Origin of the sequence: Paraperlucidibaca wandonensis, assembly GCF_042677145.1 — a bacterium.
Taxonomy (GTDB): Bacteria; Pseudomonadota; Gammaproteobacteria; order Pseudomonadales; family Moraxellaceae; genus Perlucidibaca; species Perlucidibaca wandonensis.
The window spans coordinates 71,274-87,644 of the sequence record NZ_JBHTIT010000002.1 but is presented as its reverse complement, the minus strand read 5'-3'; the positions used below and the strand labels follow the sequence as shown (position 1 = coordinate 87,644).

At 52.1% G+C, this 16,371-nt stretch carries 7 protein-coding genes; 3 read left to right on the top strand and 4 right to left on the bottom strand.

Annotated features, from left to right (window positions below):
- Positions 1-98 precede the first annotated feature (98 nt).
- The 3 genes from ACFQ0F_RS11510 to ACFQ0F_RS11500 are packed head-to-tail and all read left to right on the top strand — an operon-like array spanning position 99 to position 3,947.
- Entirely contained in the window at positions 99-1,709 is a 1,611-nt protein-coding gene (locus tag ACFQ0F_RS11510) for a BcsE family c-di-GMP-binding protein (protein ID WP_379072371.1), read from the top strand.
- Complete coding sequence (locus ACFQ0F_RS11505; protein ID WP_379072368.1) at positions 1,706-1,906, top strand: hypothetical protein; 201 nt, start codon at positions 1,706-1,708, stop codon at positions 1,904-1,906. Before ACFQ0F_RS11510 ends, ACFQ0F_RS11505 begins: the two co-directional genes overlap by 4 nt.
- Before the next feature lie 58 nt (positions 1,907-1,964).
- Positions 1,965-3,947: a site-specific recombinase gene (locus ACFQ0F_RS11500; protein WP_379072365.1), complete on the top strand. Its 1,983-nt coding sequence runs from the start codon at positions 1,965-1,967 to the stop codon at positions 3,945-3,947.
- 53 nt (positions 3,948-4,000) lie between these two features.
- Here the strand turns inward: ACFQ0F_RS11500 and ACFQ0F_RS11495 are convergent, their stop codons facing one another.
- The 4 genes from ACFQ0F_RS11495 to prmC form a co-directional block, all read right to left on the bottom strand.
- Positions 4,001-13,138, bottom strand: a complete 9,138-nt coding sequence (locus tag ACFQ0F_RS11495; protein WP_379072362.1) for a Calx-beta domain-containing protein — start codon at positions 13,136-13,138, stop codon at positions 4,001-4,003.
- 201 nt (positions 13,139-13,339) lie between these two features.
- On the bottom strand, positions 13,340-14,647 hold the full coding sequence (locus ACFQ0F_RS11490) for an ABC1 kinase family protein (RefSeq protein WP_379072359.1): 1,308 nt from the start codon (positions 14,645-14,647) through the stop codon (positions 13,340-13,342).
- Positions 14,648-14,669: 22 nt separating this feature from the next.
- The gene (locus tag ACFQ0F_RS11485) at positions 14,670-15,431 is read right to left on the bottom strand and encodes a HesA/MoeB/ThiF family protein (RefSeq protein WP_379072356.1); all 762 of its coding nucleotides are present in this window, start codon (positions 15,429-15,431) and stop codon (positions 14,670-14,672) included.
- The gene (gene prmC / locus ACFQ0F_RS11480) at positions 15,418-16,335 is read right to left on the bottom strand and encodes a peptide chain release factor N(5)-glutamine methyltransferase (protein WP_379072353.1); all 918 of its coding nucleotides are present in this window, start codon (positions 16,333-16,335) and stop codon (positions 15,418-15,420) included. Before prmC ends, ACFQ0F_RS11485 begins: the two co-directional genes overlap by 14 nt.
- Positions 16,336-16,371: the final 36 nt, after the last annotated feature.

Below are 16,371 nucleotides of genomic sequence, written 5' to 3'. Positions count from 1 at the left end.
ATCCTCAACACAACGTCGCTAATCCGACAACCGTAATAATATAGTTTCACTATATACTGGATATACGAGAGTTTTTTTGTCTTTTTGCAGGAGTTGTGATGGCCTTTGATATGTTCGGCTTATTCAGTAGCCGTGAGCAAAAAGCTGAACGCTCTATTCTTTCTACTTATGTGCCTTGCTCAATTGGTATTGAAGGCCTGCCTGCCGAAGCCGCAGAGATGCTGCAAGGCGGGCTCTATGCCGTCACGCTACCCAGCAGCCAAGCCACTACGCCATTGGCCATCGACACATTAACCAACGGTTTGCAGCAAGGCAGCCGGCTCGTGCTCTGCTCGCCGCATGCGCAATCGTTGGTTGCACCAATGTCGGCATTAGCTCGCGACCATGAGCAAGACTCTTCAGCCATCGCGCTCATGCAGATCGACTCACTAGTGCTAAGCCAGCCATCTCGTAATATTTGGGATTTCCTCGAAAGCCTAGAAGCTCAAAAGGCGCAGAGCGCTGACTGCATTATTTATCTTAATGCTGGTGGCCTGCTTGCTACCGAAGTGCGCAGCTCCAACTTGCGCCAACTCGGCATTTTGCGCGAATGGCATCGTCACCATCGTTGCACCGGCGTTTTTATCATGGCCGAAGAGACTCATATTTGGCCCGTGCTAGTGCGCCATAGCAAAGAGCTCGATGGCCTTGCCGGCCTCATGCGTGATGATAATCGCATGACCTGGCGCATCAATCATTGGCGCGCATCCAATACCGTTCTCGAGGATGCACGCTACGGCATGGGCTCTCGCCAAGATGGCAGGCTATTTACACTTGGCCTGCACCAGCAGCCCGAAAACAATCTGCGTGGCGCCGAAGATGCGCATCGAGTACTCAGCTGTTGGAACCCTGCGCGCTTTGGTCAAAGTACTCCAGTTAACTGGGAGATTTTTGATGATACCGCCGAGCTCATGGACGAAGTCACTAAGACTGCCATTGCCGCCACAGTCATCCTTGATCACTATGAAATGCAGGCATTTGAAGTGCTCGCGCGGCAAGTTCATAAGCTACGTATTGCCTGTGGCCGGCGCTTGAAAATCGTCATTCACGAAGTCGATGACACATTAAATTATCAGCAGGAAATGCAGCTTTACTATATGGGCGCCACACGCCTGCTGCGCCGCGACTTAGAAATATCCGAATGCTTTCGCGTAATTTCATCACTAAAAGGTCAGTGGTTTTGGCGCGTCATCGAGCCAGACTTCGATCAATTCTTTGCCAGTGCCCAGCCCACTGAAAGTGTTGGCTATCAAACGCCCATCGACTTCGCCATCACCGCCGAAGAGTTCATGCGCGTTAGCACCAACACCAATATCGATAGCGTTATCGTGCGACTCACCCTACGCTCGGACTGCCCGCATTTGACAGCTCTCGACGCCTTTAGGCCTGATCGCCCCGGCATCTTTATCACTAACGACAACCAGTATTTATACCTATTCCTGTTTGCCTGCCCGGCCTCAGACGTCGATACATTGATGGGCAAGCTGTTTAAAATGGAGGTCGGCTCCTTATTCGCCTTCTATGAAATCATCGTCTTAGCGAATGAGATTGGTCAAACACTAGAAAAAATTCGCTACAACGCTGAGTTTGTTGGCTACACTGATTACTCAGAACACTTATCCCAAGCACTGAACGCTCGCATCGACCCTACGACAGGATCTCTATTATGAGCTACGATTTCTTCCTGCTCTATTTGACTGCCTTTATTGGGTTCGGGCTGATACTGGGTTTTATCGTGCTCTTCCTGGCTTATAAAAATCGCATTGCGCTGCGCTCATTGCTCGCACCGATTCGCATTCGCCGCAGCCATTCACTGGTTAAATCCATTCCCTTAAGAGGGCCTTCCGCGCCCTCTTCTAAGGCATGAAACCCAATCATACTAATATGGGCTGTTAGCCATCTGATGGCCCCATGAGCGCCATCAGATGTTGACAGAGATTTTAGAAGAGATAACTCGCAACCCAGAAGTAGGCGTTTTTCGCCCATTGGGTCGACTGCTCAAACAGCTACGCCCAAGCAGCCCCGACAACCTTGATGACATCAATAAATCCTTTGGTGCTCTGCTCGAGCTGCTCAGTCGCCGCCCCGAATTACGCGCCGGCCTTCAGCGCTATATCGATACACTCTTGGCCGGTCGTCGCCAAATTAATCTTTATACCGACACCGGCATTCTGAGCAGCGAAGGCTTATCGGCGGGCTTTTGGCGGCGCATTGGCGAGCATATTTTGCCGCCCGTTAGCGACGACAAATATCTCGATGAGGCCTTCGCGCGCCTGATTCGTCGCGGTCGTGACGCCGACTGGATTGAAGCTGTGCCTGATGAGCTGTGGGCTAGCGTGTTTGAAATGCTGCTTTCTGGGTCACACCCGAAAACAGTGCTACGCCATACTCGTCTTGAGCAGCTTGATGCCTTACGCGTGCTCGCGCATCGAGTTTGCGCAATGGGTCTTGAGCCTGAACTTGTGCGTAAATATCCTGCCGTGGAGTCCTTTGAGTCGCCGTTTATGGCGCTCAGCAACGAAACCGAGCGCTTTGTTAGGCATCAGCGCGAGCTGCTACAAGAGCTTCGTGAGGACGGCATCGACCATCGCCAGATGCAAGTTTTGATGGATCAATGCCTTGAGCTCACACGCAAAGTTAAGCGCTTAACTGAACAAAATGGCGTCAGTATTAGCCTGACCTATCTTATCGTGCGCATGAAGCAAGCACTGGCTCGCATGGAGCTGCTATTAGATTTTATTGCCGGCGACACCGCATCACACCCGTTGCTCCTTGCTAAGTTTGTCAAACAAATGAGCCGCAGCGAGGCCGACAGCCACAGCCTACGAGCGCTGCTCTCGCGCAATACCGAACTGCTCGCGCGCAACGTCACCGAACACGCCAGCGAAACCGGCGACCACTACGTCACCTCTACGCGTGCAGGCTTTTTTGATATGTGGCGCTCAGCCGGTCGTGCCGGCGTGATTGTTGCGTTTATGGCGTTGCTGAAGATTTTTTCTACTCGCCTCGCTCTAGCGCCGCTAGGGCAAGCATTTATTTACAGTCTTAACTACTCGTTTGGCTTCATGCTTATTCATGTCTTGCACGGCACTATTGCTACCAAACAGCCGGCAATGACTGCTTCGCATCTGGCTTCAAGTGTTGAGCAAATCAGTACACACCGCCCAGAGAAACATCTCGGCGACCTCGCCAAACTCTGCATAGATGTGTTTCGTAGTCAGTTCATTGCCATTATTGGTAATGTCGGCGTCGCCTTTCCGATTGCGCTTGCCGTCGGCATGATGTGGCAATGGTTTGGCGACTTCCCCATCAGCCCAGCCAAAGCTGATCATTTGCTACATGACCTTAGCCCGATTGATAGCCTCGCTATTTTTCACGCAGCGATTGCCGGGTTTTTCCTATTTTTGTCGGGGATTATTTCCGGCTATTACGACAATAAAGCGGTCTACTCTCGCATCCCCGAACGCATTACGGCGCATCGTGCTTTGCGCTGGATGTCGCGACAGCGCCGCGAACGTATCACAAAGTATCTGCACCATAACCTAGGCGCTTTAGCCGGCAACTTCTACTTCGGCATCATGCTCGGCAGCATGGGCACCGTCGGCTTTTTATTCGGGCTACCCTTAGATATTCGCCATATCGCCTTCTCTACCGCCAACTTCGCCTACGCCTTAGTAGCTTTCGATTTCGCCTTGAGCTGGCAAGTAATAGTGGTTAGCAGTGTTGGCATTGCCATCATCGGCCTGGTGAACTTGGGCGTAAGCTTCAGCTTGGCGTTGATGTTGGCGCTGAAGTCTCGCGGCGTGAAGTTTCGCCTTTGGTGGCCTCTGCTAAAGGAGATTTTGCAGCAATTGAAGCAGCGGCCAATGACCTTGCTCTGGCCTGTTAAAGTCGTTGAAAACAACTAGTTTTTAAGCAGCAAAAAGCCCGCAGATGCGGGCTTTTTTCTTATCTACACCCTTTACCTACTCGGTAGTGAGGGCAAGCTAGGGATAGGAACAACAAGCGGAATCAATGGAATCCGTATGGTATTGGCATAGGCATCACCGACATTCTTCGGTTGCGCAGTCGGCACCATAATCTGCCATTGAGTGCCGTCTACTTCAGTTGTAGACAGTGGCAAGAAGGCGTTATCGCTGTCATGAGTGACGAAGTAATGAATGCCATTGGCACCATAAGCACCTTGGCGCTCATCGCATGTCACCTTGCCATCCCCATTTAAGTCTTTGTACGCATTCACCACACGTGGATCAGATGAATCCTCGCCGGGGAATGGACGTGCGACAGGATCATCGCCGGTGCCGTCATCAAGACAGGCATCATCACGATAAAATGGCACAACCAACGGATTGGCTAAGGACGTAGCCCCTGTCATCTGGAAGGTATAGACCATAGAGCCACTATCACCCTTGCCAGATATTTGCTCCCAGTTACTAAAGGCTAAAGGCAGATTAAATGTAGCATCGGCAACATCTAAAAATAGCGGGCAGCGACCATTGGCATTCGGCGGTTTAGGGCCATCAACCGTGATGCATTGGTTAACAAATGGTATCGGCGCGATAGCATCGATCTGACCGATATCATCGTTTATGCCATCAATAGGCACGCCTTGTGGGCGCAGCACCGTGTAGTAGCGACCAGCCTTCACGCCAGCTGCTCGCTCCGCCGCCGTTGGGATCATCGCACTACGATTGTAGTCCCAGCTAGTGTAGAGGCCATCGGGCGGAATCGGATGCACACGAATGAGGTAACGATAACTAATGGCATCACGATAAAACACTTCAGTTTTCGTTACGTTAGTACCTGAGTCAGCCCCCCAAACCTCACGCATACAGCGCACAGGCCCGCAACGCTCACCCAAGATCACGGAGTTAGCTTCCCAGTTCACTTGCTCATCTTCGAAGCCAACCAAAGAAATAGTTGAGTCCGGTGACTGCTGAAAAGCCCTACCTTTCCAACGATCGATAAGGTCAGGCCGTGAGTCTTTGATAGTCGTCCAGTCTGGCTTCGCTGTACCTGGCGCCTTGATACGGATATCGCGCACCATCCAACGCCCTGTAGCCTCCCAACGATAAGTATCGGTGGACACTACTACGCCATCACGAGCAAAACGGTCATCAGACTCTTTCGCCGTTTCTGGGCTGCCATTTGGGCAAACCTTACCTTTTAGGTTTTGGCCATAACTAGTATTGCTAACACCTAGAGCTTCAGGATCATCTCGATTAAAAAAGCTCTTATCGATCCACTGATCAGCATTTGCGTTGCGCTTGAACTTAACGTAATGCTGGCCCTTGAATGAAGACCCACCTTCTTTTTGCACAAGGTAAACCACACGCTCAGCAACAGGATCAGCAACATCCATCAGTCGCACCATCTGTGTCTTCTTCACGCCCGATGGCAGTGCACCTGGAGGTGCCATTTTGCCGGCATCGCTGGCCATAAAGACCACTTCATCATCCATGTCCAAACCAGGAACTGGGTCTTTTTTTGGATCTTCGTACACTGCGTTGCAGACGTTAGGATTGGTTTTTGTCGTGTTATTTTTCTCTTCACGATCATCCACAGGGTTCCAACGTTCAATATCCCAAGCATAGGTAAGCTCAGGGTCGGTGCCTGAGTAGACAGAGAATGTTGATCCCGAGTTTGCCAAGAAGAAGGTAAATTTCTCATCAACTTGTACTGGTATTTCTTCGAAACCTAAACCATTCCATTTGTAAGCAGCAATCTCTTCAACCGGCACTAATACAGGGACTTGCGCCTCTGGAATGATGGGATAAATAAACACGCCGTTATGTGCATCTCGGACCTCACCAATACGCAATGGATCGCGCAGAACATTGAGTGCCGACAATGCCTCTGTTTCTGCAGACTGCCCGGTAATATTTGCCCCTGATGGATAAGGAAAGCCTTGGCCAACGGCTGGCAATGTAGACCAACCGAGCAATTGAGCACCAGTCATCACCACCGCCTCTGTATGACGAGCTGGCTTTATGCTGGTTAGCGCCGTGATAGGGTCGTCCTGCAGACCAATAAAGCGGCCAACACCATCCATAAATCGATCGAAAATAGCGACTGGGTCGCTACCGGCACCGGCAGCGCTGCTGCCAGCGGCGATCAAGCTGTCATCGCCAGCCAACACACTAGCAAAGCTCTCTCCTAGACCCGTCATAGCGGCAATAAATTGCTCGCCTGCAGTCGCTGGATCTCCACTCAACAAAGCCATTAGCGCGTTGTTAAGAGAGGCAGTGAACTTAGCAATAGCACCGATAATACCGGTGCCGTAGTCAGGCTCGTAATCGCTTACAACAGGAGGCTCACCGCCATCTGAGCCCGGAACAAGCGCAGGTGCATCGCCAGTAAACGGTTGCTCTTGACCATCTGTCACCGGACAGTTCGCTGGCAGGCTCAGCAAATCGGTGTAAATAATACGGCCATCCGTACGCATGAATCGGGCCTTCTGGCAGCGCGCACTGATGCTGTTACGTGGGTACTCATGCGGATCCTCACCGGCAAACGGTGGCGTATTGTCAGCAGGTGGTGTCGGAGTTTTACCACCGTCATAGACAATCATGGCCGACCCCATGCCATCGCCATAGCCAGCTTTCGACGGCATGCTCAATGGCAAACCGAAGTATGGCTCGGTATCGGGGTAGCGATCAGCCAAGAAGGCATTGCGATCGATAACACAAAAGCTAACATCACCCGCAGCACACTTAGCTACGCGCTGATAATAAACATCAACGTTGTCGGCACCGATCGTTCGCGCCATGACCTCAGCAGTAGTCATGCTGACCTGATGATCACCAAATGCTGGGTGCAGCAAGACATTTTTGGGAGGCAATGGCTGACCATCAAGATCAGGCAGTGTGTGATTAGGCTCGCCCAAGGTAATGGGCTGACCATCGAGCATGACAGTACTCACGCCATCACCTAAATGCTGGGCGTAACCATTATTCTCAGCACGATCCCACAACATCTGCACCAGCCCTAAAGTCAGCTGCTGATCAATGGTGTTGGGATAGGATGGGTAATACACACGCGCATAGCCATCGAAGTCGACACTGCGCTGCAAGAGCGTGCTGTAGTTCATCCCCGGCACGCCGAGCGCGCCGCGATGGATATCAGGTGACACCGCCACAACTACGCCGCCATCGATACCACCTTGGCTATTACCATCGTAGAAAATATCGCGGTTATCGATTAATGGTCGGCCATCAGGTGCTTGGAAGGCCGAATCTGTGATCAAACCATTAGGATCTTTCAGTAAGCGTCCCATCGCGACAAAATGCAAAATGCCCTGCTGCACACGATCAGATAACGTCGGGAAATTCGACATATCTAGCAGCAGCGTGAGGGCATTGATGACATCTCCAGCACCGGACATGCCAACCCAATCAAGCGCGCAGAACGTGTAGTTATGCTCATTGCTGAAGCGTCTCAGCTGGCCTTGCCCAACTTCATTTTGACTGCCAAACAAGCCGTGACCATAGAGCGATACTCGTGAAGGCCGCACATCGTAGCTGGCATTGTCAGTGGCAGTCGTGCTGCCACTAAACGCCGCGCGCGGAATATGGCAGGTAAATGGCACATCCACAGTCGGCTGAAGCGGGAATGGCTTTGGCACGTCATATGGGCCGGGGAAGGGGTTTTCTATACCGTAATAGAAGCGCCCGCCAATTTGCCGGTCAAGCGTCCCAGAGCCTAAGTCACTAGTACTTAGCGGGCCCAAAGGTAGATCCGGCAAAGCACTTAACTGATCGGCTGGAAGTTGCGCCTTGTCGATAAAGTTAGGCACGGTAATTTTGCCTTTAATCACACGGGCAATGCAGTTATCCGTGTTGCCCGCCGTGGTGCAGTCATCTTTACCGGCATTAAAGGCATTATCTTGCACGCTATCGATAGCGAAGCTAGGCAGCTTACCTTTAAGGGTGGCATCACGTATCGCTAGCATACGTCCAGTTAGGCTACGCTCACTGGCCACTGTGAAGTCCCAAGCGCTATACAGCGTTTTACGCTCAATTGCTGCCTCGCTTTCAAGCTCAGCAAAAATAGCGTCAAGCTCACCGCAACGCTTACCCACAACAGGAATAGCACGAAGAGGGCTATCGCTAGTATCTCGGCAGAGAGAGAAGCCTGCTGTTGAAGCAATGACATCACCATTTGCGTCTCTTAAGTCACGCAGAGCCACTATGTAGCGGTGCCCTTCCTCAAAGTTAATGCCTGGGCGAATCATTAATGCTGGCCCTGGATCACTTGTTGGATCAACACCATCCACTAGTGACACTAGTGGTTTAGCCGCACCATTACAGCCATCGCGGAAGGTTTGAATTGCAGATGCCAACTCGGCAGAGTCTGCCAATTCAGCCACAGTCTGCACAGGCCCAGGCAAATCACAGGGCGTATAACGCGTACGATTATTATCTATTTCCGCCCAAACGAGATGACGTTTTTTAGCCGTCGCATCCCAAATAATGATTGCGGAGTTAGCACGCAGGCTATTTGACATCGCCTGTGCTGCAACACCAGAAGCCTGTCCTGCACCCGGCTTACCAAGGCGAGGTACTGGCCGCGCATTAGCAGTTTGATCCAAATCCAAGCCTGGCACGCGCAATATAATTGCTTGGCCTGGCGAGAAGCCGTCAGCTCGATTCTGATCACTGACATCAACAGGACGGCCAGCAATATTGCGCGGCGGCGCTAGTGGGTTGATATTGACCTGAATGCCGGTGTCGTTGCTCGCCACTGCCTTGGTGAAATGGTTGTTAGGGAATGGCAACAAGCAAGCGGCGGGATCAATAAAGTCACAGCCTGTCGCTTGAGCCTTTAAGATTTCCGGCAATAGCGTTAACTCTGCTGGCGCTGCCAATGAGGGAGCTGATGGATCGCCACCATCGCCAGGCACGCCTGGAAAAGCCGGAACATCTGGAATGACTGCAAACAGCTCAGCCAATCCATCAAAAACAATACACGCTGGGCTTAATGGGCCAGCCACTTCATGGCAGCCATCAGCAACGGTTTCTGCTAGATCACCAAAAGTACTAGAAAGGCCTAGCAGCTGCATGAATCGATCCAGACCAATACCGAGGATGCAAGAGCCGAAATCCCAAGCAATCGCACAATCTGTAAGCGCTGGAGGTAGGTTACGTGGATCGGTTGGAGCCACATCAAAGAGCGGGTTATAAGCTTGCAGGCGCAATAAAGGTGCTGTCAGTGGCCCTAAAGAAACAATTTCCTCATAGCCAACAACATCCCCCGTAGGGTCGACATAGCTAAACTCATCCTCAGGAATAATGTAGCCAAAACTATTTTGCGTCAGCCCCAGCAGCATGGTTTGCGTCTTCAGCGGCTCCCCGTCAGGAGAGTCCTCCGCCAAGCCACGAATATAACGACCAAAACTACCGGTCGCCTCACCAGGGATGGTGACAATCTCTAGGCGGTTCTGTAGTGGGTTAGCCGAATTTTTAGTACCCAGACTGACACGACTGACATAGGTACGAGCCATGGGTGCTGGCTGTGGCAGCTGGTTTTGCACACCCTCAAAGGCCTCAATAATCGCGGCTGGAATTTGATCTAGCCCCGGAATATCACTGAAAGGTAGTTGGCTAAATTGATAGTAACCGTTGAACTGACCTATCAGGCCTACGCCCAGAAACAAGGGGTTGGTGACAGGCAAGATGGCTTCAGCGCTACGCGCCTCCAGCACAGGGTCAATGGCAACAGCACTAGCAGCCAAATCATTAAGTGCTGCATCGACAAGGTTCTTGCCTCGAGCACGCACGCGATCATAAACGGTATCGCCAGTGGCACCATCAGTTGAGCCACTAGGTGAAGCGTCAGCAATTGGGCCATTAAAATATAGCGCCGTACCTTGGAAGCGCGCCTCTAACTCGCGCGTTGAACCCAACGGATAGTCTGGGTGCGGTAAACGCAGCACTTCTCCTTCGCCGCCAGGGATTTTATAGTCATTTGCACCGACACTAGTGGGGTGAGCCGAGTACTGCATCATGCTCGCCAATAGCCTACTGCTAGCCGGCTCCGCATCATCAGCCTTTGCCATCAACAAGGTGGCAATTTTGTCGGTCTGATGATGTTTGGCATCACGATATTGCGGACGACGATAGTTATTAAACTGCACTGTTTTACGCGACATAGACAGCTGCGCGGGCCGTGACTGCGCAATCGCCTCAATCGTTGAGGCAGCAGCACCGGCGAGCAACTTCTCATTAATCCACTCACGCGGCACACCACCCCACAAGCCCTGCAAGTCGGCACCGGCATGTGTATGAGTCTGACCAAACAAGACATTGCGCGGCAGAATGCAAGCACCTGCGTCACAGCTAGCTTTATTTACTGCCGCACGCATAGCATCTTGAATTAAGTTACCGGCACCAATGGCATCGACTGTGACAAAGGCCACACGCTCACTGGATTTTGGATCAAGAATAACCATGACTCGCACCGAGATTTCATCATCACAATGCAACTCGGTACGCTTCGCTGCGGTCAACTCATGACTAAAACAAGAGGCTCCCGCTGGCGCATTAGAAATGGACACTGGTGCATCACCAAAGGTGAGCTCAGGGAAAGGTCCGAAGCCTGGCACTAACTGGAATGGGCCAAAACCATAACCACCTAAATGGAAGCGCTGAAGACGCTCGCCACCTTGATAAGCCTCCATTTGACCTGCCACCTGCTCATCCGTCGGCGCTACTGAACGCGATGCTGCACCGACTTGCAGAAGCTTGGCCTCTTCATCATTTTTGATGGTAATAACTTGGCTGCTAGTGCCTAATCGCGCACCACTGACACTGTTCAAAACCACCGTCAGTGTCTCATCGCGCTCCTCATAGGCATCGCCGCGAATAGTGATTGGCAGCAAGCCTTGTGTTGCACCGGCAGGGATAGTCACTTGCGAGTTTTGCACTGGATCAAAGTCGCGGCGTTGGCCCTGGCTAGTGGCAGAGCCATCCTCAAGTGAGTACGTCAGCGTAATCGCTTGGGTACTGGCCTCACTCAGCTGTGCAATCACATTAACCACATTCAGCCCAGAGTCGCCTTCAGCTACTGGCTCTAGCGGCAGTAAACTCAGGCTTGGAAGCGCCGCATTGTCATCATCAATGATCGTGATGCGAGCTGCCGTTCGCGCCAGAGTGGCATTTGTTGGGCTACTGAGCAAAAGCGAAAATGTTTCATTCGCCTCCACAATGTCATCACCTAAAATACGCACAACAATGCTTTCGGAGCTAGCATTCGCAGGGAAATGCACGAGCTGATCTAACGCCACGTAATCAGAACCAGCTGTCGCCGTATCGTCGGCTCGTGACAACACACTCACTCGCACCGAACTAGGCAGCGATACATCACCACTACGCTGAAGCGTAAATGTTTCGTTACGCGCCGTGTCGCCCTCGGTAATCGAGCGATCAGTCAACGTAATAGTCGGTGCAACGGCTATTGGCGGCTGATCCAAAATACTAATAATTGCTTCACCAACAGCAATATCTGCATTGCTCGCCTCACTCAGACGTAGCGTAAATGTTTCCGTCGGCTCACTGATCGCATCGGCATTAATAGTGACGTTAAACGACTGCGTCAGGACACCTGCGGGGAAGCTTAATAGTTGATTGACCGCCAGATAGTCTGTGCCTGCCTCGGCGCTACCATTTTCACTTTTCACGCGCACGGTTACCGCACTATTGGCAGCACCAGAGCGAGTGACAGTCACTAGCAGAGGCGCAGTACCACTTTCGGGCTCTTGAATGCTGCCATCAGCAATACTCAATTGCGAACGACTTGTAGCCACATCATCATTGGCAATAGTCACTCGCACTGGCGAGCCGATAATTTGTGCTTGCGGGCTCACGCTGGTGATATCGATCAGGAAGGTTTCATCATTCTCAACGGCGTCATCGGCAACAATTTTCAGTGGCACTAAAATCGACGTGTCATTTGCGGGGATGATCACCTCGCGATTAATCGCCTCATAATCACTAGGGGCCAGCGCACTACCCTCATCGCGACTCACCAAACGAATGCTTACCGCTTGATCCAGTGCACCTTGGCGCTCAATCCGCAACATCGCCTGAGTAAAGCCTCCGCCACTGCCTTCATTGACCAGTAGGGGCTGCGCCGAAATACGCAAAGGTGTCGCCACCGTATCATCATCACGGAGAGTGACCCGTATTGAGTCACGAACCAGTGTTAAGCCCGTAGCTTGACTGAGCTTAACAGTGAAAAACTCATCATCCTCAGGAGCAATATCGCCCAAAATGGTGATGGCGAGTGTTTGATTACGTGTTCCTGCAGGAAACGTTATTACCCCTGCAGCATCAACAAAATCATCGCCCGCAGTAGCTGTTGCTGCTTGAGTCGTATAGGCGAATGACACAGGCACAGCCGAAGTGCTCGACAAGGTAAATGTCATGCTGATGACATGACTGCTATTACCCTCAAGAATACTGATATCGCTAGCCGATAAAGCAGGCGTATTACCGTCACAAATACCATCTGGTGTGCGGCCCTCAGCCACATCTTGCTCACTACAAGCCAAGTGCGCTTTAGCCACTTCGGCATCGACTAAAGCTCGGCCTTTCTCAGACAAATACGTAGTAATTGCAGGGTTATTAGCAGCAAAGCTATCCGGCTCTACAGCCAAATTTAGGGCAATATTTCGCTCGGCCAACGCCGCACTCGCTTCGCGAATATCCAAGCCATTCGCTGAGTTGCCATCGGCATCTAGCGACTGCAGTAAGCGTGAAAAGTTAACGACCCGATTGTCATTGCTCGATGCCAGTTCGGCCGTGGATGCGAAAATAAATCGCGGGTTCATTTGAGGCAGCGCTAGCGCCTCAGGCAAATCCACTCCAGCAAAAGAAAAGGTAATACGCTCGCCAGAACGATAAGTGAATATGCCGCCCGTATCAGTGATACCACTTTGGGTTGAGGTGCGGTAAGCAAGGCCTTCCACCGTACTGTCATACACCATGCCAGTTTGTATTTCAGAGCCGCTAGGAGGAGATGAAACGCTATTTGGTGCACTATCGCAGGCAGATAGCAGTGCTGTGACTGCCGAGAGAATAAGAAGCTGCCGAATGACCATAGCTATCACCTTTGGCGCCCTGGAAGGCCGCTCTATTTTTATTATGAGTATGAAACTTATTTCTTATATTCAAATACTGTCACTAAAGTTACACAACTGCAACAGATTATATCAGACATGTAAGCTTGCACATCTAGTACAAAATACAGGCAATAAAAAGCCCGCAGATGCGGGCTTTTTTAATCACTTCACGTTAGCGAATCAGTGCAACAGTTTATGACCACCACTGTCATCGCCAAGAAAGCTGATGCGATCATCGTCGAAAAGATTCATATCAGGCGCCAAAATACGAATATACCTATCAAAGTAAAGCATTTGCTTCAGCAACAGAGCGAAGGCACGAGGGAAGCGAATACCGTGGCGCTCACCAACAGCGACAATCTCCAGCATGAGCTTATTGATCTCGTTGTCATTAGCCATGGCACCGCCAATGCTTAAGGGGTCAACCGTGGTTGCGGCGCCGTAAATAGCCTCAAGGTCTAGCGCAAGTTGGGCGTTATCGACCTTGCGTTTGGTCATGCCAATCAATGCCATGCTCTCGGCCATTTTCTTAAAGTCGCCATCGCCTAATGACTCGATGAATGCCATCGTCGCCGTCCAGGTATCGGGCGCAATGCGACCCACGATGCCGAAGTCGATAAAGCCAAGGCGGCCATCGGTGAGCACCATGAGGTTGCCGGCGTGCAAGTCGGCGTGGAAACTTTCACAGAGCATCAGACTAGAAAACCACGTGTTGAGCGCAGCCACTAATGTGCCTGCTGGGTCACGCGTATATTTGCGAATGGTTTCAAGATCGGTCAATGGCACGCCATAGAAACGCTCCATAGTCAGCACGCGCAGGCTTGATGCCTCGGGATAAATCCGTGGCGCAGTCGCCTGCGTATTGCCCGTAGCCTCTAAGTAAGCGCGGAACTGCTCAACGTTGCGCGCCTCCTTATAAAAGTCGACCTCTTCCATCATGCAGCCTTGAATTTCACTGACGATACCCGACAGCGAAGCAAACTTCAGTTTTGGCAGCACGCGCTCTAATAGCAGCGCGGTGACGTATAAAAAGTTCAGGTCGGTGAGCAGAACCTGTTCAACACCGGGCTTCTGAATCTTGATCACCACCGACTCACCGGTAATCAATTTCGCGGCATGAACTTGGGCAATTGATGCCGATGCCAGCGGAATCTCATCGACTTCGCTGAAGACTTCGTGCATTGGGCGCTTGAGTTCGCGCTCTAACACATCACGCATAATCTCAAACGACAGCGGCTCAGTTTTATCTAAGCAATGCTGAAATTCAGTGACGTATTCGGCGGGAAACAATGACGGCGAGCTAGCAATAAACTGACCCAATTTCACGTAAGTTGCGCCCAGTCGCTCGAAGGTTAGGCGCAGCACACGCGGCGTAGGCAAGCGGTCACCGGTCGCCCAAGCAAATCCCGTTGCGGCAATAATCGAGGTCGTTTGACCAATTCGAAACACGCCTTTTAAGGCATGGCGCCAGCTCGCATAAGGGTTCATGTCACATCACTCCGAAAACAAATTACGTAGAAGAACACACGGGACAAGCCACATCACGCGGGATGCGCAGTGTGCGCATGTTCGCCTGATGGCCATCCCACAACAACAACTTACCGCAGAGATTGCTACCAACTCCTGCGATTAGCTTCAAAATTTCATTGGCTTGTAAGCTGCCCATTACCGCCACGGTGCTCGCCATAACGCCGACATCGTTGCAGGTCTGCTCGGCATCGAGGCTGTCTGGATAAAGACAGCGATAGCATGGCGACTTAGCATCGCGGGCATCAAACACGCTGAGCTGACCCTGCCAGGCAATGGCCGCTGCCGACACTACCGGCACTTGCGCCGCCCACGCGCTAGCGTTGATAAGATCTCGCGTACTGAAATTATCGCAGCAATCGGCCACCACTGCGACCTCCGGCATCCATCGTGCGAGCAGGGCGGCGTCGGCTCTCGCGGCCACAGTCACAATTTCTACCAATGGGTTTAACGCCTTTAGCGAGGCTGCGGCTGACTCGACTTTTAAGCGGCCAACATCGGCTTCACCGTGCAAGGGTTGGCGCTGCAAATTACTGATATCGACACGGTCGTCATCGAGCAAAATTAAACGACCAACGCCTGCAGCGGCAAGGTATTGCGCCACAGGGCAGCCAAGGCCGCCAAGGCCTAGCACCAATACGGTGGCGGCACGCAGCTTCTGTTGCGCGGCGATATCCCAGCTCGGCAATAGAATTTGCCGATGGTAGCGCAGCAGTTCGGCATCGCTTAGCTCATGCGTCATCATCTGATACTCCAGTCCAACGCCCGCCAGTCACGCGCTCATTACCGCCAAAATCCCGCGTCGAGCAAACATCGACAAAGCCTGCTTGCTGCAACAACTCGCGTACTGCTGCTGCTTGATCGTGGCCATGCTCGAGCAATAAATATCCATTCATGCTCAGATGCTTCGGCGCCTGCATGATGATTTCGCGTAAGTCGGCAAGGCCGAAATCGGCCGCCGCCAAGGCCTGTATTGGTTCGAACTTCAGCGCTGCCAAGTGCGGGTCATCCTCGGCAATATACGGTGGGTTACTAACAATGACATCGAAGCGATCACCAGCAAATGCGCTAAACCAATCACTCTCACGGCAACTCAGCGCCAAGCTCAATCGTGCGGCATTTGTCTGCGCCACAGCCACCGCCAAGGCACTGCGATCGGCCGCAAACACCTGCGCTTGCCGGCGCTCATGCGCAATGGCCAAAGCAATAGCGCCGGAACCAGTGCCCAGATCTAAGACACGCACAGCGCCAGCGCTAGCAATACGTAATAGCGCTTGCTCGACCAAACATTCGGTATCGGCACGCGGCACTAAAATGCCCGGTGCTACTTGAAGCGATAATGACCAAAACTCTTGCTCACCGCGCAAATAGGCCAAAGGTTCACCGGCGGCGCGCCTCGCCAACCACGCATCCGCCCGCGCTAGCTCATCAGTGCTCAAACAAGCATCAGGCCAAGTTAAAAGCCAAGCATGCGTCTTCCCGATGGCGGCCAGCAAGACCGAGCTGGCCTCGCGGCGAGCACTCACGGCATCGCCGCTAACTGGCTGCCACGCCAAGCTTTGTGCCAATGTCGCCGTCGCAGCTTTAAGCCATTGCTCGAGAGTTATAGTTGCTGCGCTATTGCTAGGCATTGCGTTGTGGAGATTCATCGACAGGTGGAAATGGCGGTAACTGAGTCAAGCCTA